Annotated in this window: 22 protein-coding genes; 9 read left to right on the top strand and 13 right to left on the bottom strand. The window is 64.8% G+C overall.

Translation table 11 applies throughout. The features are described 5' to 3' along the window. Positions 1–46: 46 nt before the first annotated feature. The 5 genes from C440_RS01345 to C440_RS01325 form a co-directional block, all read right to left on the bottom strand. Positions 47–1,075, bottom strand: a complete 1,029-nt coding sequence (locus C440_RS01345) for a mandelate racemase/muconate lactonizing enzyme family protein (RefSeq protein WP_008317517.1) — start codon at positions 1,073–1,075, stop codon at positions 47–49. Beyond that, positions 1,075–2,013 (bottom strand): 1,4-dihydroxy-2-naphthoate polyprenyltransferase, encoded by a 939-nt coding sequence (locus C440_RS01340; protein ID WP_049915126.1) that lies wholly within the window; start codon positions 2,011–2,013, stop codon positions 1,075–1,077. Before C440_RS01340 ends, C440_RS01345 begins: the two co-directional genes overlap by 1 nt. A gap of 166 nt (positions 2,014–2,179) precedes the next feature. Next, positions 2,180–3,079: an NAD(P)/FAD-dependent oxidoreductase gene (locus tag C440_RS01335; protein ID WP_008317514.1), complete on the bottom strand. Its 900-nt coding sequence runs from the start codon at positions 3,077–3,079 to the stop codon at positions 2,180–2,182. A gap of 2 nt (positions 3,080–3,081) precedes the next feature. Further along, positions 3,082–4,296, bottom strand: a complete 1,215-nt coding sequence (locus C440_RS01330) for an ABC transporter substrate-binding protein (protein ID WP_008317512.1) — start codon at positions 4,294–4,296, stop codon at positions 3,082–3,084. 79 nt (positions 4,297–4,375) lie between these two features. Next, complete coding sequence (locus C440_RS01325) at positions 4,376–5,293, bottom strand: 1,4-dihydroxy-2-naphthoyl-CoA synthase (protein WP_008317510.1); 918 nt, start codon at positions 5,291–5,293, stop codon at positions 4,376–4,378. 136 nt (positions 5,294–5,429) lie between these two features. Between C440_RS01325 and C440_RS01320 the strand changes: the two genes are divergently transcribed. After that, positions 5,430–5,864: a CopD family protein gene (locus tag C440_RS01320; protein WP_008317507.1), complete on the top strand. Its 435-nt coding sequence runs from the start codon at positions 5,430–5,432 to the stop codon at positions 5,862–5,864. Continuing rightward, the gene (locus C440_RS01315; protein ID WP_008317504.1) at positions 5,857–6,420 is read left to right on the top strand and encodes a hypothetical protein; all 564 of its coding nucleotides are present in this window, start codon (positions 5,857–5,859) and stop codon (positions 6,418–6,420) included. The genes C440_RS01320 and C440_RS01315 overlap by 8 nt, the downstream gene beginning before the upstream one ends. Positions 6,421–6,571: 151 nt before the next feature. Here the strand turns inward: C440_RS01315 and menD are convergent, their stop codons facing one another. The 3 genes from menD to C440_RS01300 all read right to left on the bottom strand — a co-directional run bounded on the left by menD (position 6,572) and on the right by C440_RS01300 (position 10,431). Next, positions 6,572–8,320 (bottom strand): 2-succinyl-5-enolpyruvyl-6-hydroxy-3-cyclohexene-1-carboxylic-acid synthase, encoded by a 1,749-nt coding sequence (gene menD / locus C440_RS01310; RefSeq protein WP_008317502.1) that lies wholly within the window; start codon positions 8,318–8,320, stop codon positions 6,572–6,574. Positions 8,321–8,374: 54 nt separating this feature from the next. Further along, the gene (locus C440_RS01305; protein WP_008317500.1) at positions 8,375–9,700 is read right to left on the bottom strand and encodes an isochorismate synthase; all 1,326 of its coding nucleotides are present in this window, start codon (positions 9,698–9,700) and stop codon (positions 8,375–8,377) included. Positions 9,701–9,837: 137 nt separating this feature from the next. Beyond that, positions 9,838–10,431, bottom strand: a complete 594-nt coding sequence (locus C440_RS01300) for a sulfite oxidase-like oxidoreductase (RefSeq protein ID WP_008317498.1) — start codon at positions 10,429–10,431, stop codon at positions 9,838–9,840. 252 nt (positions 10,432–10,683) lie between these two features. Here C440_RS01300 and C440_RS01295 point away from each other — a divergent pair, with 252 nt between their 5' ends. From C440_RS01295 to C440_RS01285, 3 genes are all read left to right on the top strand, one after another. Then, positions 10,684–10,896: a ribbon-helix-helix domain-containing protein gene (locus C440_RS01295; protein WP_004056919.1), complete on the top strand. Its 213-nt coding sequence runs from the start codon at positions 10,684–10,686 to the stop codon at positions 10,894–10,896. 58 nt (positions 10,897–10,954) lie between these two features. Further along, complete coding sequence (locus tag C440_RS01290) at positions 10,955–11,233, top strand: UPF0058 family protein (RefSeq protein ID WP_008317496.1); 279 nt, start codon at positions 10,955–10,957, stop codon at positions 11,231–11,233. Positions 11,234–11,362: 129 nt separating this feature from the next. Then, on the top strand, positions 11,363–13,018 hold the full coding sequence (locus C440_RS01285; protein WP_008317495.1) for a rhomboid family intramembrane serine protease: 1,656 nt from the start codon (positions 11,363–11,365) through the stop codon (positions 13,016–13,018). Positions 13,019–13,031: 13 nt separating this feature from the next. Here the strand turns inward: C440_RS01285 and C440_RS01280 are convergent, their stop codons facing one another. The 3 genes from C440_RS01280 to C440_RS01270 all read right to left on the bottom strand — a co-directional run bounded on the left by C440_RS01280 (position 13,032) and on the right by C440_RS01270 (position 15,308). Next, the gene (locus tag C440_RS01280) at positions 13,032–13,658 is read right to left on the bottom strand and encodes an METTL5 family protein (RefSeq protein WP_008317494.1); all 627 of its coding nucleotides are present in this window, start codon (positions 13,656–13,658) and stop codon (positions 13,032–13,034) included. Beyond that, positions 13,658–14,053 (bottom strand): hypothetical protein, encoded by a 396-nt coding sequence (locus C440_RS01275; RefSeq protein ID WP_008317493.1) that lies wholly within the window; start codon positions 14,051–14,053, stop codon positions 13,658–13,660. Before C440_RS01275 ends, C440_RS01280 begins: the two co-directional genes overlap by 1 nt. A 241-nt stretch (positions 14,054–14,294) precedes the next feature. Then, entirely contained in the window at positions 14,295–15,308 is a 1,014-nt protein-coding gene (locus tag C440_RS01270) for a lamin tail domain-containing protein (protein WP_049915105.1), read from the bottom strand. 141 nt (positions 15,309–15,449) lie between these two features. Here C440_RS01270 and C440_RS01265 point away from each other — a divergent pair, with 141 nt between their 5' ends. Further along, positions 15,450–16,400, top strand: coding sequence for a transcription initiation factor IIB (locus tag C440_RS01265; protein ID WP_004056913.1), 951 nt, complete (start codon positions 15,450–15,452; stop codon positions 16,398–16,400). Positions 16,401–16,441: 41 nt separating this feature from the next. Here the strand turns inward: C440_RS01265 and C440_RS01260 are convergent, their stop codons facing one another. Beyond that, on the bottom strand, positions 16,442–18,085 hold the full coding sequence (locus tag C440_RS01260; protein WP_008317490.1) for a flippase activity-associated protein Agl23: 1,644 nt from the start codon (positions 18,083–18,085) through the stop codon (positions 16,442–16,444). Between the two features lie 122 nt (positions 18,086–18,207). On the opposite strand from C440_RS01260, the gene C440_RS01255 reads away from it, so the two are divergent. The 3 genes from C440_RS01255 to C440_RS01245 all read left to right on the top strand — a co-directional run bounded on the left by C440_RS01255 (position 18,208) and on the right by C440_RS01245 (position 19,459). Continuing rightward, positions 18,208–18,495: a hypothetical protein gene (locus C440_RS01255; protein ID WP_008317488.1), complete on the top strand. Its 288-nt coding sequence runs from the start codon at positions 18,208–18,210 to the stop codon at positions 18,493–18,495. Positions 18,496–18,529: 34 nt separating this feature from the next. After that, entirely contained in the window at positions 18,530–19,051 is a 522-nt protein-coding gene (locus tag C440_RS01250) for a universal stress protein (protein WP_008317486.1), read from the top strand. An 81-nt stretch (positions 19,052–19,132) separates the two neighbouring features. Next, positions 19,133–19,459 carry a 2Fe-2S iron-sulfur cluster-binding protein gene (locus C440_RS01245; protein ID WP_008317485.1) on the top strand — a complete coding sequence of 109 codons (327 nt, stop codon included), beginning with the start codon at positions 19,133–19,135 and terminating at the stop codon, positions 19,457–19,459. Positions 19,460–19,657: 198 nt separating this feature from the next. Here C440_RS01245 and C440_RS01240 read toward each other — a convergent pair whose 3' ends face one another. After that, positions 19,658–20,797, bottom strand: a complete 1,140-nt coding sequence (locus C440_RS01240) for an MBL fold metallo-hydrolase (RefSeq protein WP_008317483.1) — start codon at positions 20,795–20,797, stop codon at positions 19,658–19,660. Positions 20,798–20,935 lie beyond the last annotated feature (138 nt).

The following is a 20,935-nucleotide window of genomic DNA, read 5'->3' as shown; positions in this document are numbered from 1 at the left end:
GAAAAACGTTTGGTCAGTGGAGAGTTGAACCGGCCGAGAAGACACCTCAGTCGAAGCAGTCGGCCACGTCGATGCCGAGACCGGGAGCCTCGGGGACGCGCATCGTCCCGTCCCGAACTGGCGCGGGGTCAGCCGCGAGGTCGCCATCGAGAAACGAGGCGGTGGCTAGCCCGTGGGCGCGGTCGCCGGGGAGCGATGCGGCGACGTGGAGTGCGCCGAGTCGGCCGACGACGGCGTCGATGGTCGTCGTCACGACGACACCGACGGCCGCGTCTCGGGCGCGCGTGGCCACGTCGCGGACGCGGTCGGGACCGCCGAGCGCCATCGGCTTGCAGACGAGCACGTCGGCCGCGTTCGACGCGATGGCGCGCGCCGGTGAGACCGCGGCGAGCGACTCGTCGAGCGCGATAGGCGTATCGTGGAGGCGTCTGAGGACCGCGTGGCCGTCGAGTTCCTCGGCCGCAAGCGGTTGTTCGAGGTATTCGAGACCGATGTCGGCGACGGCGTCGAGAAATCGGTCTGCGGTCCAGCGGTCCCACGAGGCGTTCGCGTCGGCCCGAATCGACACGTCGGGACCGACGGCGTCACGAACCGCTCGGATTCGAGCCGCGTCTGCCGCCGGATTCCGCGCCCCGACCTTCAGCTTGATGCACTCGTATCCCTCCGAGACGGCCGTTTTCGCCGCTTCGACGGTCTCGTCGGCTCCGGCGTCTCCGACCGTCGCATTCACCGGAAGCGAGGTGTGCGAACTGGTGTCTAGTGTCGCCGCGAGCGGGCGGTCCGCGGCGCGGGCGCGGGCATCGGCGAGGGCGAGCGAGACGGCGTGTCTGGCGGCCGGTGTGTCGTCAAGGTCGCCGGATTCGAGCGCGAGCGCCGGGTCCGAAACCGCGTCGAGAGCGTCTCGGCACTCGGCGCGTGATTCGGTCCAGCCCGGAAGCGGTGTCGCCTCACCGATACCCGTCGTCCCTGCGATATCGACCGCGACGAGAAATCCCTCGCGGCGCTCGATGTCGCCCGTTGCGGTGGCGAGCGGGTGTCGGAGTTCGACCGCGAACGGGCGGATTCGAACGTCCATTATGCGAGGACGACTCCGACCGAAAAGAGGACGGCGTAGAGCGCGAGGAGCTTTCCGGTGTCTTCGAGCGCCGGGTTGAGCTTCGCGCCCTTCGTTTCTGTCACGACGGTCTGTGCGATACGAGCCGCGACGGGCATCGAGAGGAGCGGCAGGAGGACGAACCACTCGAACCCAGCGCGCGTCCAGAGATAGAACGGTACCGCGTAGGCGAGCGCGAGCATCGCAAGATACTCACCGCGAGCGACGCCGTAGCCGAATCGGACCGCGAGCGTTCGCTTTCCCGTCGTCGCGTCTTCTTCCTTGTCTCGGATGTTGTTGACGACGAGGATGTTGGTCGAAAGCGCCGCAATCGGGAGGCTGGCGAGGACGGCGACGAGAGTGATGGTTCCCTCCGGAATCCCGACCGTGAACGGCTCGGCGACGATGTGTGCGGCCTGCACGTAGAACGTCCCGACGACGGCGACGAGTCCAAAGAAGACGAAGACGAACAGATCGCCGAGACCGTGGTAGCCGAGCGGGTACGGACCCCCGGTGTAGGCGATGCCGGAAGCGACCGACAGCAGTCCGATAACGAGGATGGGCACGCCGCCGACGTAGACGAGATACGTGCCGAGGAGGATGGCGGCGGCGAACGTGAGGTACATGGCGCGTTTGACCGCTGACGGCGGGATGAGTCCGCCCGCCGTGACGCGCGTGAAGCCCTCTCTGGCCTCGGTGTCAGCGCCCTGAACCGCGTCGTAGTAGTCGTTGGCGAAGTTGGTCCCGATTTGGATGAGAAGCGCCCCGACGAGGGCCGCAAACGCGGGGAGCGCGGCGAACTTGTCGGCAGACACCGCGACGGCGGTGCCGACGAGAACGGGGGCGGCCGCCGCGGGGAGCGTCTGCGGCCGCGACGCCATCACCCACGCCTTCGTGCGAGAGATGTCCTGCGTGCTCATTATCTGCATACGAGGGCCGGAGCAGTGAGTAAGTTCCTATCGAAAATCGTTCGACGCCGAGACGGCGGGAAGCGTACGGCAGTTTGGCGTCGGAGTCAGAGTCGGTGTCGGTGCCGGCGTCGAGGCAGTCGTCGGCGTCGGCGTCTGAATCCGTGACCCGACGAAGTCAGTCGTCTGAATCGGAGTCGGATGCCCCGTCGGAGTCGGTTCTGGCGTCGATATCGAGGTGTTCGGCGAGTCGTTCGTGGCCGCGTTCGGTTCGCGCTTCGACGTCCGCTTCGGAGAGATACGTCGAGAGTCGCCGGTCGATGGCGGCCTCGCGGAGGTCGCGGCGTTCGCCGTCGTCGAGGGCAACGTCGTCGGGGACACGCTCGTCGAACCACTCGCGCCAGTCGTCGCGGTCACCTTCGAGTTCCGCTTCGCGCCGCATCCAGTCCCAGTGGTCCGCGATTTCCTCGGGGTAGCCCTGTGTGTGGCGGTAGTCGGCGATGACGGTTCGAGCGACTCGCGCGCCGTGACCGGCGGAGATAATCGCCTGCGCGTTGATGCCGGTCACCGGTGCCGCGACGTACAGACCGTCGAACGGCGTGGCTCCGTCTTCGCCGGGGTAGTCGCGGTTGAATCGCTCGCGTTCTTCACCCTCGTACTCGTACTGGATGAACATCTCGTCGTCGCCGAGCGGTTTGAGGAAGTCACCGCCGTATCTGGCCGCCGCGACGACCTGTCCGGCGGTGACGGTCCGGCCTTCCTGCGTCGTGACGGTATATCCCGTCTCGGCCTGCCTGACTGCTTCGACGAGGTCGGGGACGATTTCGCACCCGGCTTCTTCGGCGTGGTCGTGCATCAACTCATAGAGCGTGTCGATGTCGATTCCCGCCGGGAACCCGAGGTAGTTTTCGAGGTACGCACACCGTCGAAGCGAGGAGCGGCCGCGGTCGAAGATGACCGTATCGAGACCGTACCGGCCGGTGAACACACCCGCCGAACAACCCGCGGGACCGCCGCCGACGATGACTACGTCGTAGTCGTACTCGTCCGCCGTGGACTGGTTCTCGTTTGCAGTCATTCTCAGGAGGACCCGGTGACGATGTCTGCGACCCGCTGTCTGTCGAACAGTTCGGTGTCGCCGGTCACTTCGCCGAACACGCCGGGGAAAAGTTGCTGTGCGCCGCGCTCGGTCAAGAACAGGTTCTGAATCGGTCCCTGATAGAGGTAGCCACCGCGGTAGACGCGCTCGTTTTGGACCGCGGTGAGTTCGCTCGCAACCGGATGCGACTGCATGAAGTCGAGGACGGTGTCGCGGAACTCGGTCGCCGACTTGCGTTCGTGAGCGCGCAGGAGAATCACGTCGGGGTCGATTTCGAGCATGGTCTCGTAGTCGATTTTTCCGCGGTCCGTGGTGCTCAGGCCTTTCACGCCGGTTCCGGCGAGCGCGTCGCTGACGCCGAGGTCGTGCCACTGTTTCTTGCTCGTTCCCTTGTCGTTGAGGCGGTACGGCGAGAACGCTTCGGGTTGGTCGCTTCCCGCGTAGACGAGAAGGACGTTAGGGCGCTCGTCGGCCGGCGGGAGTTTCGTCTGGATGTCGGCGATGAACTCGTCGTGAAGTTCCTTGAACGCCTCGTACCGCTCTCGTTCTTGGAAGACTTCGGCCATCTTTTCGAAGGCCTCGTAGAGCGTGTAGTACCGGTAGTCGTGCCACTCGTCTTCGCGGCGGAAGTTGAGGTTGCCTACGAACGGAGCGACGTTCTTGGAAATCTCGTCAACGTCCTCCTGTTTCCACCCGAACCAGTTGACGAGCATCTCGGGGTCCATCAGATGCACATCGTTGTCCAGCTCGTAGAACATCTCCTTGGACATGTCGCCGTCCGAGAGTTGGTTCTGCTCGATTTGCTCGCGGTCGATGCTCACGCCCGGGAGTTCGTCGTAGACGTAGCTGTAATATCGGCCTGCACCGCCGATACCGGTCATCCTGTCGCCGACGCCGAGTGCGACGCCCATGTCGGCGTAGCCGCCGTCGTAGGCGACCCACGACTCGGGAACCGATTCGAAAGTGACCTCGCCTGCCGGTGCCATCGTCACGGTGTACGACTCGTCCGCCTCCGCGGTCGTCGTCGTGTCCGTCTCTGTCTCTGTCTCTGTCGTCGTGGCCGTCTCGGTCGCGTCGTCGCTTCCCGAGGAATCGGACGTACAGCCGGCGAGCAAGCCAGCGCCGATGACCGCCCCGCCATATCGCATACAGTTGCGCCGTGTCAGTGTTTTCCGCCCCGATGAACGTTTGTCCATAGTTTTAGGCCCACCTAAACACATAAGTCGTTTTCTAATCTTTGGTCAGCCTAAAAATACGCTGACACGCCGGGTGTTCTCAGTAGTGCCACGGATAGTCGCGGAATCGTGGCTCGCGCTTTTCGAGGAACGCGTCGCGGCCTTCCTGTGCCTCCTCGGTCATGTAAGCGAGTCGGGTCGCTTCGCCGGCGAACACTTGCTGGCCGACCATGCCGTCATCGGTCATGTTGAAGGCGTACTTGAGCATCCGCATCGCCGTCGGCGACTTCTTCGTCATCTCGTCGGCCCACTCCAGTGCGACGTCCTCTAGCTCCTCGTGCGGAATCGCCTCGTTCGCCATCCCCATGTCTACGGCTTCCTCGGCGGAGTACGTCTTGCCCATGAAGAACACTTCGCGGGCCTTCTTCTGACCGACCTGTTTAGCGAGGTAGGCCGAGCCGAAGCCGCCGTCGAAGGAGGCCACGTCGGGGTCGGTCTGGAGGAACTTCGCGTGCTCCGCCGATGCGAGTGTCATGTCGCAGACGACGTGCAGGGAGTGGCCGCCGCCGACGGCCCACCCCGGCACCACGGCGACGACGGGTTTCGGCATGAATCGGATGAGTCGCTGGACTTCGAGAATGTGCAGGCGACCGGCTTTCGCCTCGCGGACGAGCGGGTCGTCGGACACGTCCGCTTCGTCGTCGTCGCGGTACTCGTAGCCAGAGCCGCCGCGAACCGACTGGTCGCCGCCGGAACAGAACGCCCAGCCGCCGTCTTTCTCCGAGGGACCGTTGCCGGTCAGAAGAACACAGCCCACGTCGGCCCGCTTTCTGGCGTCGTCGAGCGCCGCATAGAGTTCGTCAACCGTCCCCGGTCGGAAGGCGTTTCGAACGTCCGGGCGGTCGAAAGCGATTCGAACTGCCGGAACATCGACGGCGCGGTGGTAGGTGATGTCGTCGAACGCCTCGGAACCATCGACCGGTTCCCAGCGGTCGGGGTCAAAAATCTCAGAGACCATATCGAGTGGCGGCGCGGGCGGCGCAAAAAGATTCGCTTGCGACGCGACTGCGACGAGCGGTTCGACGGTGACCCCAGCGCCAGCGGCCATCCCACACCCACCTATATTTACTCCGAAAAATGATAGTTACCACGACATGTCTCTGGTCTCGTCGCTTCTCGTGCGCTTCGTCCACGTCTCGGGGATGGCGCTCATCTTCGGTGGGGCGGTGTTCGCGTGGGCCGCGTTCCGTACGTCCGAGAGTTCGCGTCCGCAGAATCGGTCGCTCGCAACCACCTATGAGTGGGTATTCTGGGGAACGATGGGTCTGCTACTCGTCACCGGCGTCGGCAATCTCGGGACGCTCGGCCCGCCGGGACCGACGACGCGCTGGGGGACCATCCTGACGACGAAACTCGCGGCCGTCATCGGCTTCGTCTTCGGGTCGTTCGTGCGGACGCTCGTCGTCCTTCGACTTCGAGACCGAGCGCCGACGGCCGCCGGACGTGCGCTTCTCAGTCGGAGTTACGGCGCGACCGCCGGTGCGATTCTCGTCCTCGTCGCACTCGCCGAGGTGCTCGCACATGGGTGACGCCGACTGGTTCGAGGTGTGGGTCGTCTCGACGTTCAACCTCGTGATTCTCAGTCTCGTGGCTCTCTTTATCGCCCACACGAGCGGCGGACTTGCCGGCTCGCTTTCCGGATTCGGAACGGTTCCGGGCGTACTCGTCTTCGGTTACCTCTGGGCGCTGACCGTGGCTTCGACCCGCCGAGCGCTTCGTGTCGGCGGGCTCGATGACCGGCCCGAGGGTGGACTGCGGTCGCTCGTCTGGTACGGGTTCGTCGGCGGCGCGCGCATCGGGTCGGCGTTCGTGCTCGGTATCGTCGCCGTCTTCTTTCTCATCGTCTTCCTGACCAACCCCGTACAGGCCGTCACGCCCGTCGGCAACATCGCAGAGAACATCTCGCAGGTCGCCTCGTTCGCCCTCATCGTGCTCTTTATCGTGTCTATCGCCGGTCTCATCGGCGGCGTCATCGGCGGGTTGTCGGTCCTGCTAGACGTCAGCCTCTACGGGGCCGCAACCCGGCTCACGGAGCGTATGACTGAGACGCCCCGGCGGTCGAACACGTCGGACGCGGGCGAGTGACCGTCGCTCCGGAGCGGCCCGCGCGGACCCGTCAACCACGACGTCAGCCCGGCGGCGACTGCAATAACGTAGGAATCCGTGTGGAGGGCATGCAACCACGATAAAATCCGGGGGCAAAAAGTTAACCAGTTGACACAGATGGGAGCGAGACTCAGTTGACTAACGCCTCCACGACCCGCTCACGCAGGTCGTCGCGCACGCGGTGAGAGTCTTCGGCGTCGGTCCGGACCTCGATAACGTCGGTTCCATCGGATGCGACGGCGTCGGCGTAGGCGTCGCGGAACTCGTCGGTTCCGACCGAGTCGAACGAGAGGTCGTAGAGGTCCGCTGTCGCCTCGAATTCGAGACCGTGTGGCGTCTTGAACTGGTCGGTGAACGGCGGTTCGTACTCTTCGATGGGGAGCATGTGGAAGATGCCGCCGCCGTCGTTGTTGACGAGGACGATAGTCGCGTCCACGCCGAGTCGGCCGAGTGCGAGCAGGCCGTTCATGTCGTGGTAGTACGCGAGGTCACCGGTGACAAGCGTCAGATGGTCGGTCGTCGCCGACCCGGCACCGAGGGCCGAAGAGACGATGCCGTCGATACCGGACGCGCCGCGATTTCCGAGGACGGTCCGCGCTTTCGTCGAGGGACGGGCGAATCGGTCGAGGTCGCGGACAGGCATCGAGTTCGAGACGAAGACGGTCGATGGCTCGGGCGCGAGGTCTGCCACGTCGGCCGCGATTCGACCCTCGAACGCGTCGGTTTCGGTGTCAACAGCGTCCCAGTGTGCCGCTTCAGCGTCGGTCCACAACTGGTTCCACGCTGAATCGGAGCGGTTGCGAACGAGTTGCGAGAGTCGCCACGCGAGCACGGATGGCTCGGCTTCGACGAGGTCCGTCGTGGTGAACTCGGCTTCACGCCACCGGCCTGTCGGGTCCACGAGATACTGTCGGGCGTCGGTGCGCGCGAGGTACTTTCGAAGGGGCTTCGAGGTCGGCGACGCGCCGATTCTGACGACGACTTCGGGGTCTGGCCAGTCGGCGGTGACGCGCTCGTCGAGGTAGGCGTCGTAGCCGCCGAGGACGGTTGTCGTCCGGGTGTGGCCGCCGAATCGGAGTCCGGAGAGCGGGTCGGCGACGATGGGGAAGCCGGTCGCGTGCGCGAAGGCGGCGAGGGCTTCGGCGTTGAATCCCGGCGGGTCGGCGGGACCGGCGACGATGAGCCCGCGGTCCACGGCGAGTTCGTCAGCGAGCTTTCGGAGGTGGTCCTCCGAGAGTTCGGGTGCGCCGCCGGTCGTCTTGACGTACGGCGTGTTCGCGCCGCGCCCGTCGAGCGCCGCGGGGTCGAGGTCGGCCGGAACGTCGTCTTCGACGCGGGTCGGTTCGAGCGGCTTTCGGAAGGGAAAATTGAGGTGGACCGGACCGGAATCGACGCCGGTCGCCTCCGAGACGGCGCGCGCCGCAGTCGTTCGGAGTCCCCGAAGCTTTCGCGTCGTCGCCTCGGGTTCGGGCATATCCTTATACCAGCGGACCGCGCCGCCGTAGAGTTTCTCTTGATCGACGGTCTGATTCGCCCCGCTGTCGCGGAGTTCCGGCGGTCGGTCGGCGGTGAGGACGAGCATCGGCACGCGCGCCTGCGACGCCTCGATGACGGCCGGGTGGAAGTTCGCGGCGGCGGTGCCGGAGGTGCAGACGATGGGCGTTACGTCGCCCGTGCGTCGTGCGCGGCCGAGCGCGAAGTAGGCCGCAGAGCGCTCGTCGAGGTGCGAGAACGTCTCGATGTCGTCGTGGCGGTCGAACGCCTCGGTGAGCGGCGTCGAGCGACTGCCGGGTGCGATGCACACCGCGTCGATACCGGTGCGTGCCAGTTCGTCGGCGAACGTTCGTGCCCAGAGGGTGTTTCGGTTCGGCGCTGTCATCTCGTGTTGTCTCTAATCGTCGTGGTGAGTCGGTACAAAAGACGGCTCGAACGTTCAGTCGTCGCGTTCGAGTTCGTCCAGGATGGGTCGGTACTTGAGTTGGACTTCGTCCCACTCGGCGTCGGGGTCAGAATCGGCGACGAGACCGACGCCCGCAAAGAGCGTCGCCAGCGTGTCGTCAACGATAGCCGAGCGGATGGCGACCGCGAAACTGCCGTCGCCGTCGGCGTCGAACCAGCCGACAGGCGCGGCGTACCAGCCGCGGTCGAAGGGTTCGGTGTCACGGATAACGTCGAGTGCGGCCGCGGGTGGCAGACCGCCGACCGCAGGCGTCGGGTGGAGCGCGTTCACGAGCGAAAGCACGTGTTCGTCGCGTTCGAGCGTGGCGTCGATAGGCGTCCAGAGGTGTTGGACGGTAGCGAGTTTGCGGATGCCGCGGTCGCCGACGCGAATATCGGCCGAAAACGGGTCGAGTTGCTCCCGAATCGTCTCGGCGACGAGTTCGTGTTCGTGGTTGTCCTTCTCGCTTGCGAGGAGTTCGTCCGCTAACCACTCGTCTTCGTCGTCGGTGTCTCCGCGGCCGGTCGTTCCGGCGAGCGCGCCGGTTTCGACCTCGCGGCCCCGGAGCGACACGAGTCGCTCGGGTGTCGCACCGAGGAAGCTCGCACCCGTCTCGGGTTCGACGAGGAAGCGGTGGCACTCGGGGTAGGTATCGCCGAGACGGGCGAGCAGGTCGGGAACGGACGCCGGTCGGTCGAGTTCGACTTCGAGCGCCTGCGCGAGAACGACCTTTCTGAGTTCGCCCGCGAGGATGTGCGAAACTGCCACTTCGACGCTGTCACGCCACGCATCGACAGAGGTAGTTCGGTGGCGTTCCGAAACGCCGGGCGGTCCCTGTGGCGGCGCGTCGGGGAGGTCGGTGAGCGTCTCGCGGACCTCCGCGAGTCGGTGTTCGACCGCCTCGGGAGCGTCACCGACGGCGGTGACCGTGAGCCACGCGTCGTCGCCGTCGAACACGAGTTGTACCTCGGGAACGACGAACCGCGCCGCCGGGAAGTCACCCCACGGATTTCGTCCGGTCGCCGCTTCGTGAAACGCGAACCCGCCGAAGAAACGCGGGCGACCGACCGACGGGCCGTCGATATCGGCATCGTCGAACAGCGACGTCGCGGCCTCGCGGGCGCGCGTGAGACGCGCCGGGCCATCAGACTCAACGGTCACGGCCGCGCCGCCACCGACGACGGTTGGCTCGTCGGGGGCGGTCCACACCGTCCGCGGGCGGTGCACCGCCGCGAGAGACGCCGTAACGGGCGGTGCAGACAGTCGAACCGACCTGCTGACGAGATGTGTTGTCACCTCGTCGGTCCGCAACGGTTCCATCGAACGAGGCTCAGGACCGGGGACGCTTGAAACTCTCCCTTCTGTTCTGTGAGAGAGTCGAGATATCAGCCACAGCGCGCCCATATTTGTATATTAGTCAACAGATTGTGGCTCTCGCGGGAGGGACCACCCCGACTCTAACTGTACCGCTCTTCGTCCCACGGGTTTGCCGTGTTCGAGTAGCCCCGCTTCTCCCAGTAGCCACGTTCGGGTTCCGTGAGGAATTCGACGCCGGTCACCCATTTCGCACCTTTGTAGGCGTACCTGTGCGGGGTAACGACTCGAAGCGGGCCGCCGTGGTCCGTGGGTAGGTCGTCGCCGTCGTAGCCCCAGACGAACATCACTTCGTCGCGCATGCACTGGTCGAGCGGGAGGTTCGTCGTGTAGCCGTCCATCGCGTGGAACATCACGTGAACCGCGTCGTCGGCGACGCCCGCTTTCTCCGCGAGCGTCGGGAAGGTGACGCCCTCGAACTCGCAGTCGAACTTGCTCCAGCCGGTGACGCAGTGGAAGTCCTGAATCTGCGTCTCCGAGGGGAGGTCGCGGAACTCGTCGAACGAGAGGTCGAGTTGGTTTTCGACCGCTCCCCACACCTCGAACGACCACGATTCGGGGTCCCACGAGGGCGTCCCGCTCTTCGAGAGGACCGGAAATCCTTGGGTCTCGCGTTGGCCCGGCGGGAGTCGGTCGCCGTCGAACTCCTCGTAGAGGTGCGTCACGTCTTTGGGCATGCTCGAACCTTCGACCCGACGCACCTATCAGTAACGACTCCGGTCCCGCTCGTGTGACCGCCCGGGTGTCGGCGACGGGCGAAAGTGCTTGCCGCCTCGGTTGCGACGTGTTGGCTACTTCGGCGTCTCGGTTTCCACAATCATACCACCGAAGAATACTGAACCCGTACGTCGCTCTTGCTGACCTTCGGGAATCCCTATTGGCCCCCCGGTAGAGTTATATACGGCCCTTCCAAAGCGTCGGACGTTCAGATGCCCAAAGTAGAGATTACCGTGCCGGAACACCTAGAGATGCAGATCGTCCAGCTCGTCGAGCAGGGCGAGTTCGTCAACCGCGACGAGGCTATCGAAGACCTCCTTTCGACCGGTATCCGCGCGTACAAAACGAGCGGTCCGATGTCCGACGAGGACCGCGCCTTCGAAGACGACGGAATGATGGGCCACGAAGACGAGTACGTCTTCTGAGCCGGATGACAGAAGTCCCCAATAACTCTTAAAACATCCTCGCGCCTAACGAACTCTCATGCACAAGGACGAACTGCTGGAGCTGCACGAACAGATGGTCATCATCAAGGATCACTTTTCGGCGCGCGACCACGTCGATTCGAGTCTCTTCGACCCGTACGACGAACTCAGCGTCGAGCCGTCGCACGTCCACAAATCCAAGAGTGAACACAAACATGCCGTGTTCGTGCTCGGAAACGCCCTCGCAACCGCGATGAGCGACGACGAGTTTTCGAGTGCCGGACGCGTCGGCAAGCGGATGGAAGAACTGGCAGACGACGCCGAAGGCAAGATTTGAACGACGGGGACACCCGTCCGAGCCTTTCGAGCGGCGTTCGCCGTCGCCGTAGTCGTGTCGCTCGATAGCACGTTTCAAGCAGTTCTCCGCGGGTTTCTTTATCACCCGTTCGCACGACACAGGTAGCCAATGCTAGACATTCCGGGCTGGATTCCGTTTCACCGGCTCGCCGCCGTCGCCACGCTTCTCGTCGCCGTCGTCGCGCTCGCACTCGCGGACCGTCCGAGTCGGTTCGCGGCCGTGCTCCGCCGTCGGTTCCTCTTCGGCCTTCCGTGGGGGACTCTCGTAAGTGTCGGCGGCGTTCTATTCGTCTATCTATTCGTCCAAGACGGGCTTTCGACGTGGTATCGACCCGTCGTCATCCCGTTTCGGGCGTGGTCGTACTTCTACCCCCTCGGGATGGTCGTGGCCCCGTTTTCACACTCCGGTGCCAGTCACCTCACCGGGAACCTCATCGGGACGCTCACGCTGGCACCGGTCGCCGAGTACGTGTGGAGTCACTACCCGACTCGGCGCGGTTCGACCTCGTTTGGATCGCTCCGCGAGAATCCGTACGTTCGGGCGTTCGTCATCTTCCCCGGTGCCGTCTTCGTCGTCGGCCTTCTCACCTCGGTGTTCGCACTCGGCCCGGTCATCGGGTTCTCCGGCGTCGTGTTCGCGTTCGCTGGATTCGCACTCGTCACTCGGCCGCTGACGACCGTTCTCGCCTTCGTCTCGGGACGCGTCGTCAGCGTCTTCTACAACGCGATGTTGTCGCCCGAAGTTGTCGCGTCGGCCCGGCCCGTGTTCTCCACGCCGTGGTGGGCGCAAATCGCCATTCAAGGGCACGCAATCGGACTCCTGTTCGGAATCCTCCTCGGCGTCTGGGTCGCCAGACAACGGCGGGAGGTGCGCGTACCGGCGTTTCGAAGCTTCGCCGGCGTCCTGCTGTTCGCAATCAGTGAGTCGCTGTGGGCGGTGTACTTCTTCCGCGGCGGCGGGACGTACGTCCTCTTTCGCGCCGTCGGATTCGCTCTCGTCGTCCTCCTCGCGTTGCTCGTCGCGCTCACCGTTTCGGCGTCCGACAGGCCACTCCGCGAGCGCGCGCCATCGGGGTCGCTCCCGTCGGCGCGTCACTGGCAGGTCGGCGTCGTCGTCTTACTGCTCGTCGTGTCGTCGCTGTCGGGTCCGGCGGTGCTGTACAACCTCTTTACCACCGCCGGCGACGACCTCCCCGGCGAAAGCGTCTCGGTCAGGGATTACGAGGTGACCTACGCCGAAGACGTACCGAACGGGCTAACCGCCGCATTCGACGTCGAACTGTTCGGAGAATCGACGACGACGAACACGTCCGGCGTCATCGTCAAGAGCCAGCGACGCGGCATCTGGACGACAGCAGTCTCGAAAAACCGGTTGGCGTTCGCGGGCGACTCGACCGTTCGGTTGGGCGGACTCGGGTGGCGCGACGAGGTGACCGCCTCGCGGGACGGCTACGCCGTCGTCGGGTCGGGGAACGCGGCGTATCGAGTGTTCCTCGCTGGCGACGAGAACGCGACACTGGCTTACAAGACGGGCGCAGTTCGGGCCGAACCCGTCGTCTCCCGTCGCAACATCTCTGTCGTTCCGACCGCGACGGGGTACGACCTACAGGTCTCGTCGGAACGCGGCACCGTCAGAGGGCCGATGCCGACGAAGAACGTGAGCACGACCCTCGATGGGATTCGGTTCGTTCGAGAGGGGTCGTTCGTGTTCGCGGAGTCGCAAGGGACGCGAGTCCGTATCGCCCGACAGGAATCGTATAAGTAGGAGACAGCTCCGGTTACCACTCGATTCGGAACACTTCCGCGTCGAGTTCGCGGCGGTCGGCGTCGTGGAAGTCGAACTGTCGTTCGAGGTCGAACGTCGCCCGGAACGCGTCGGTGAGTTCGCCGTCCGCGTCGGCGACGAACGATTCGACGAACTCCTTGCTCCCCTCGTTGTGGACGGAGTACGACACGTCCGCGACGCGCGAGACCGCATCGAGGAACGCGCGGTCAGCGTGCTCGTTGCCCCGTTGAGCACCGAAAGGCGGGTTCATCAACACGGTGACCGGTTGGTCGTCGGGAAGACAAAGCGGGAGGCGAGTGGCGTCGCCGCGAATCCAGTGAATTGGGGCGCTGGCACCGACGCGGCGGGCGTTGTCGAGCGCGGTGTCGAGCGCGTCCGGGTCGAGTTCGACGCCGACGACGCGGGCGGGTGACCTGAGCGCGGCGCCGAGCGCGAGCATGCCGGTTCCGGTTCCGAGGTCGAGAACGGTCGTGCTCTCGATATCACCGCGGAGGTCCGCGAGGTGAACGAGGTGCGCCGCGAGGTCCGGCGGCGTCGGATACTGTTCGAGAGAGACCTTGGGAGCCTCGAATCCGGCGACCACCGCCAACTGCGCTTCGAGCGCGGCCTTGGTTGCCATCAAGCGTCGATGGAACCCCGAACCTCAAAAGCGACACCTTCGCGGTGGGCGCGTTCGTCGAGCGCGGCGAGTGCCGACGCCGTCTCCTCGGGGCGACAACAGTCGGCGACATCGACGATGACGCGTCCGACGCCGAGGAACGCGGCGGCGCGGACGTACTCCCGGAGGCGGTCGGATTCGGCTTGCACCGCAAACGGGTCGTCCTCGCAGAACTGCGCTTCGACGGTGAGTTCCGCGGGCAAGTAGCCCTCGTCAGCGAGTCCGGCTTTCAGGTCGCGGAGGTGCGCGGGCGCGGTCGAATCCAGATTCGATGCGTCGAGTGCGACCGGCGTGAAATCGGTCGGACGACCTGCGGCGACGGCGGCTTCGACGGAAGACGTGTCGAGGGTGCTCATGACACCCTCACATTTCCTTTGGTTATGTATATAGCTTTGGAAATGCGCAATAGTAATTTTTTATGACGTGGCGCTCCGGGTCAGCGGGTCGAAGACGGCGTATGCGACCGGAAAAACAGACTAGACACTGATAATCGAGCAGAACGTAGGGCTTCCGGGGGTCACACGCTCCAACCCCCATCCCCCACACGGGATGTGGAGTCGCACGGTCCCCGCGTCGAAGTAGCACGCGGTCAGTTTTTCAGTCGTACGTGTGCGTGAGGACTTCCGAACCAGTCGCGTCGCGCACCGTGACCGTATCGCCGCCGTTGTTCCAGACCGCACCAGCGCGTTCCCAGTACACGTCGGTTGCCGTGTCTGACCCCGACCCGGTGTGGAGCGTAATCGTCGCGCCGCTCGCAAGTTCCGTCCCGTCGGCAAAGGTGTACGTCGAACCCGCGGCGTCCGAGATAGTCCACCCCGAGAGGTCGATAGCGCTGTCGCCGCCGTTTTCGAGCGTCACCGTCTCTTCGTTGAGGTTGTTGTTGTCGTTTCCGGGCGCGTCGGCGGCGACGGTGACGGACAGTCCGTCGTCGTTGTCCGAACCGCCGTCACCACCCTCGGTCGCACAGGACCAGAGACCGACGCCGCGCTCGCGTGCTTCGCGTTCGGCGCGGTCGTACCGCTCGCGCTCTTCGAACGAACTGTCGTAGAATCGAGCGTGCCCCTCGGTGATGAGGTCGTAGTTGAACTCCGAGCCGTCAACGACGACGTAGGCGAGAATCCGGCCGTAGTAGCCGCGCTTTCCGGCTTTCTCGTCGTATCTGAGTTCGACGGTCCGCCCGGAGAGTCTCGACTTCGCGTAGGCGCTCGCGTCCTCGCCCGCCTCGCCGAGACACCGTTTTCCGGCGTCGGTCTCGGGGACGCCCTTGAACTCGTCAGGCGTATTTTCGCCGTAGACCTCGGGCGTATCGACGCCGAGGAGTCGAATCGTCTCGCGGGACCCGTTCGGCATGACGACCTTTATCGTATCGCCGTCAACGACTTCGACGACTTCGACCGTGACGTCACCCGACACGGCGGTCACCGATGCCGACTGATTGGTGGTGGTCGTCTCAGTGACCGTCGTCTCCGCGGCCGTCGTTTCGGCGGCTACTGATTCGGTCGGTGTCAATTCCGCCGTCGGAGATTCGGTGTCTGCGCCACCCACACCGACGCACCCAGCCAGAACAACGAGTAATACGATACCGAGGGTCAGGGTAACACGTCTTACCATCTGATTTACCGTTTGTCAGGGAACTGTATTAGTAGTTGAGTCGGAACGACCTGAATCCGAACGCCTCGAATCGCACGACTGCGACCTGTGTCATAATTCTGTTACAAAGGTTTAAATTCACGCTCCACCAGAAACCTTTTAATGGAACGTCCGAGCCGGCAGCGTCAGCGAGAGGAGGCAACGGCACAAGAGGACGAGCAAGTCAACTGCCCGGAGTGCGGGTCGGACCAGATCGTCACAGACGCAGATCAGGGGGAGTTAGTGTGTGACGACTGTGGTCTCGTTCTCGATGAGCGACAGATCGACCGTGGTCCGGAGTGGCGCGCGTTCAACCACTCCGAACGCCAGTCGAAGTCGCGCGTCGGTGCTCCCATCACCGAGACGATGCACGACCGCGGGTTGACGACGACCATCGACTGGAAGGACAAAGACGCCTACGGTCGGTCGCTCTCGTCCGAAAAGCGGTCGCAGATGCACCGGCTTCGAAAGTGGCAGGAACGAATTCGAACGAAAGACGCGGGCGAGCGAAACCTCCAGTTCGCACTCAGTGAAATCGACCGGATGGCGTCCGCACTCGGCGTACCGCGGTCGGTACGCGAGGTCGCATCCGTCATCTACCGACGCGCCCTCAACGAAGACCTGATTCGCGGGCGGTCTATCGAGGGCGTCGCCACATCGGCGCTCTACGCCGCCTGTCGGCAGGAGGGAATCCCGCGCTCGCTCGACGAAGTCGCCGAAGTGTCTCGCGTCCCGCAGAAAGAAATCGGTCGCACGTACCGCTACATTTCCCAGGAACTCGGATTGGAACTCAAGCCGGTCGACCCGAAGCAGTTCGTCCCCCGGTTCGCCTCCGCACTCGAACTCTCCGAGGAGGTACAGGCGAAGGCGACCGAGATTATCGATGTCTCCGCGGAACAGGGACTTCTCTCCGGGAAGTCTCCGACCGGATTCGCCGCCGCCGCAATCTACGCGGCCTCGCTTCTCTGCAACGAAAAAAAGACTCAGCGCGAAGTCGCGGACGTCGCGCAGGTCACCGAGGTCACCATCCGGAACCGCTACCAAGAACAGATCGAAGCGATGGGATTTAGATAAGCGCGCCGCGGTCTCTCGGCGGTTCTCGGTCTTGCAGTCTCTCAGTTTTTCACGAAGACGACGATTGGACGCCCCCAAAGCCCTGTCTGATAGGTGTGTGCGACGTAGCCGTCGAGTCTCGGTGCCAACGTGTCGCGCTCTGATGCGGGCGCGATGACGACCGGCGGAATCGACGACCGTCGTTCGAGCGCGGTCGCGTCCGTCACGGACGCCGTGTCGGCACCGGTTCGTTCGACGTACCACGCCATCGGCAGTTGCTCACCCCACTCGTCGGGGACCGGCGGGTAGTCCGCCGCGCCGTCCGAGACGTACATCGAACTCCCGTAGTAGAGCACGTCGGCGTCCGAATCCTCGGTCGGGCCGACCCACGTCGAGAGGTTCTCGCGGAACGCGGCGAAGTCGCTCGGCGGCTGGCCGTAGTGTGCGAGGTTGGTGTCGCGGTCGCTCGGAGCGTACACCTCGGTCGTCGCAACCGCGCCGGTCTGCGCACCGAGCGCGAGCAAGACGAGAATCGCCGCCGCGACGCGAGGCGTATCCTGGCTGTCGAACGCTCGTCTTCCCCACCGGCCGAGCGCGGCGAGACCGACCGCCGCCGGGATGGCGAGCGGGACGACGACGTAGACGCCGAGCCACGGGGCAGACACCTCAGTCAACATCGGGACGAACGCGAGCGACGCACCCGCCCAGTAGACCGCCGCTGAGACGACGCGCCGCGGACCGCCGGCAGTGTAGCGGTCAACGACGAAGACGCCGACTCCGAGGAGCGTCACCGGGAGCGCCGCGAGCGCGAGTGTCTCGCCGAGGTTAGCGAGGTACGGGAGATACTCGTGTGTCGCACCGGGGTAGCGGTTGACGATGCGGACGCCGACGAACCGGCGCACGGATTCGAACAGCGCCACGTCGATTGCGCCGAGAATCGTCCCGGGCGTGTAGAGTCCGGCCCTGTCGGTCACGCCCGCTCGCGGGGCGAACGTGAAGACGTAGAGACCGACGAAGACGAGGACGGCACGTGCGGCCGGTGTCACCCCACCGCGGAGGCGCGCGGAGAACTCACCGAGTCGCATCGCGGCGGGGCGCGCCGACGACACGAGCGCGGCGTGGTCGAACACGAGCAGGCCGGCGACGCCGAGACAGCAGAGCGCGACGATACCGAGACCCGAGGCGGCGATTGCGAGCGCGCAGGCCGCGGCCAGACCGTAGGCGTTCTTCCGTCCGTGACCGTTTGCGAGTCGGAGCGCAAACCCGAAGGCCGCGAACGCGAAGCCGATTGCGAGCACGTCTCCGCGGGCGAACCGGCCGTAGTAGACGAGAAGCGGGTTCACCGCGAGGACGAGCGCGAGCGCGACTGTCTCGTCGGATTCGAGGTAGTCCCGAAAGAGGAGGCTCACGAGCGGGAGCACCGCACCGACGACCGCAACCGGCAGTCTGAGCGCGAAGTCGGTCGTTCCGAAGACGGCCAGTGAAGTCCGCGAGAGGAGGTATACGAGCGGTCCGCCAGCGACCGGCCGGTATTGGAAAAAGCCGGTTTCGAGGTAGCGGAGGCTCCAGTAGCCGACGCGGGCCTCGTCCCAGTGGAGTGGTCGCCCGCCGAGACCGACAAGGCGGACGACGAGCGCCACGAGGGCGAGTGCGCCGACGGCGAGCGCCGTTCGGTCGAGCCGTTGCCCGACGCGGGAGGGTATCATGAGGAGACGTGGCGCGCCGGACGGCAGAAAGGTTACGGAACATTCGAGCGAAGCGCCACGAATCGTGCGCCGGCACCGACAGCTTCGAAAGCATCATCTCCGCCGACCGGTAGCACACGGATATGACGCTCATCGACTCGCTTCCACCGCGGCCGTTAGAGCCGCAGGAACTCACATCGCTGAATCGCTCCGAGGCGTTCGACCTCGTCGTCGCCGTCGAAAACGACGGGCCGGCGCGCGGCCTGCTTTTCGCCACCGACTCGTGGGTCAAAGGTGCCGCGTACGCCGACGAGTCAGGCTGGTCTGTCGTCGAGACGGTCGAACTCGACGACGGAACCGCCCGAATCGACGGCCTACAGGCCTGTGAATCGTCGATTCTGTCCTTCCAAGACGACGAGAACGAGGAGTAGAACTAATCCCGTTCCCGACTGAGTATACTCTGTCATGTACAGCGAAATCCTTGTGCCGACCGACGGAAGCAAAGCCGCCGAGCGCGCCATCGACCACGCGCTCGACCTCGCAGAGACGTACGATTCACGGGTGCACGCGCTGTACGTCGTCGATACGAGCATCTACACCTCGCTCGATGCCGGCGCCGATGTCGTCATCAACGCGCTCGAACGCGAGGGCGAAGCCGCGACCGGGCACATCAAAGAAGCCGCGAAAACGTCGGGCGCTGAAATCGAGACCGAAGTGGTCACGGGAACCGCCTATCGCTCGATTCGGGACTACATCGACGACCACGACATCGACCTCGTGGTCATGGGCACCCACGGCCGAACCGGACTGAGCCACTATTTGCTCGGAAGCGTCACCGAACGCGTCGTCCGAACGTCGCCGGTGCCGGTGCTCACGATTCGGATGGACGAAGACGAAAGCGAGCAGGCAGGGGCGGAGACGGAAGCGGAGACCGACGCGTCGGCGACCGGAACCGAAGCCGAGTCGGACGCCGACGCCGCCGAATGAGTCCTCTTTTAGACGACGAATCTCCCGTCGGACCCGGCTGTTTGATAAACAGTTTTGGTGCGTTCCCTCATACGCCGCGGTATGACCGAGTACACCGTCGAGTTCGTCGGAACGGGCGAGACCATCACCGTGTCCGACAAGCAGACGATTCTCAAAGCCTGCATCGAGGAAGGAATCGCACAGGAGTACTCTTGCCGCGTCGGGATGTGTCTGGCCTGTTCCGCGGAGATTCTCGAAGGCGACGTCACTCAACCGGCCGCTCGCGGCCTGACCGAAGAAGAAGCCGAGAAGTACGCGCTTACCTGTATGGCTCGCCCGCAGAGCGACCTGAAGCTCGACCGCGGCGTCTACCCCCCGAGCATCGAAGACGACGCCGCGACCGCGGGCACCGTCGCAGACGACGACTAACGACGGGTGTCACCGCGCGGGCGACCACGACCGCGCACAGATTCTTTTTGTTCTCGCTACGCGCCCGGTCAGCGAGTCGCGCTCACGCCCGGGAACGAACCCAACGCGTCGTCAGTTGACCAATACGTCAGTCGATTCGTCGGTCGATTCGTCGGTCGATTCGTAGTCACCTCGCCACTCGTCTCGGCAATCGACCCGTCACTCGCCGCTCGCCGTCGCCGCGCAGTTGTTCGGTCCCAACTCGACTTCGAACGCTTCGTCGTCGTCAAGGGAGTCGCGGCCGAGATTCGCGTCGATGATTCGCTCGTAGTTGGCCGGGCGCGGCGGCATGTCGTCGAGGACGAACGAGACGAACTCGGCTTCGTCCATCGAGAGCGCCCCGAGACGGTCGCGGAGCGTTCCGAGCGTCGCCACGTAGCCGCCGCTTTCGTCGGGGTCGGCCCGGTCGCTGTAGTGGCCGGGAGCGACGCGTATCTCGTCGTCGAACTCGCCGTAGCGGTCGCGGAGCGTTTCGTAGAGCCGTCTGGCCGCGTCGGGTGCGCCCTCGTCGCCGTCTTCGAGGTCTGGCCGTGCGACGCTCTCCAAAAAGAGGCTGTCGCCGACGAAAAGCAGGTCGCCGAGGCGGTAGGCGGTCATCTCGCTCGTGTGTCCTGGCGCGTGAACCGCGGTGAGCGATGCGTTTCCGACCGACACAGTGTCACCGTCTTCGACCAGTCTGGCGTCGAAATCGAGACCGCGCTCGACCGCTCCGACCGGGACGACGGCGGGGACGTCCGCGAGTTCGGCGACAGCGCGGACGCCGCTTACGTGGTCGGCGTGGACGTGCGTGTCCACGGCGGCGACGAGTTCAGCACCGCGTTCGCGGGCGTCTTCGACGTACCGCGATGCGAACGCCCGAAGCGGGTCGATGACGACCGCTTCGTCGCCGCCGACGACCATGTAGGCGAGACAGCCGCTCGACGGGCGGTCGTACTGGAGCACCGTCGCCTCGTCGTGTTCGACCTCGTGGGCGCGGTAGACGCGCGCCCAGCCCTCCATCCCATCTTCGAGGTTTTCGGCTTCGACGCCGGCCTCGGTGAGCAAGTCGGCGACGGTCGCGCTCGACCGGCCTTCACCGCAGGCGACGACGACCGGCGACGGCACGTCTCGAAACTGGTCTGCGAGGTCCGAGACGGTGCCAGTCACCTCAGCTTGCGTGAACTTGATCGCCGGAATCTGCGTCGCTGTCACGTGCTGGCCGTCGATGTGCCACGTGTCGAACTCGTCACGGTTTCGAACGTCGAGGACGGCCGTCGGGTCGCCGCGCTGGAGTCGTGCCGCGAGTTCGTCGGGAGTCATACTCACATCTACGTACTCGGCCCGCAAGAACGCTCCGCGGCTTCGACGGAGACTCTACCGCGCGGTCCTGTCGCCGTTCACTGCGGTGTTTCGCTGGCGTTACTGTGGCGTTCAACCGCGTTACTGCGGTGTTTCGCT

It is taken from the genome of Haloferax mucosum ATCC BAA-1512, assembly GCF_000337815.1.
Classification (GTDB): Archaea; Halobacteriota; Halobacteria; order Halobacteriales; family Haloferacaceae; genus Haloferax; species Haloferax mucosum.
Note: the sequence above shows the minus strand (reverse complement) of the source record. Positions and strands in the feature narration are given on the sequence as shown.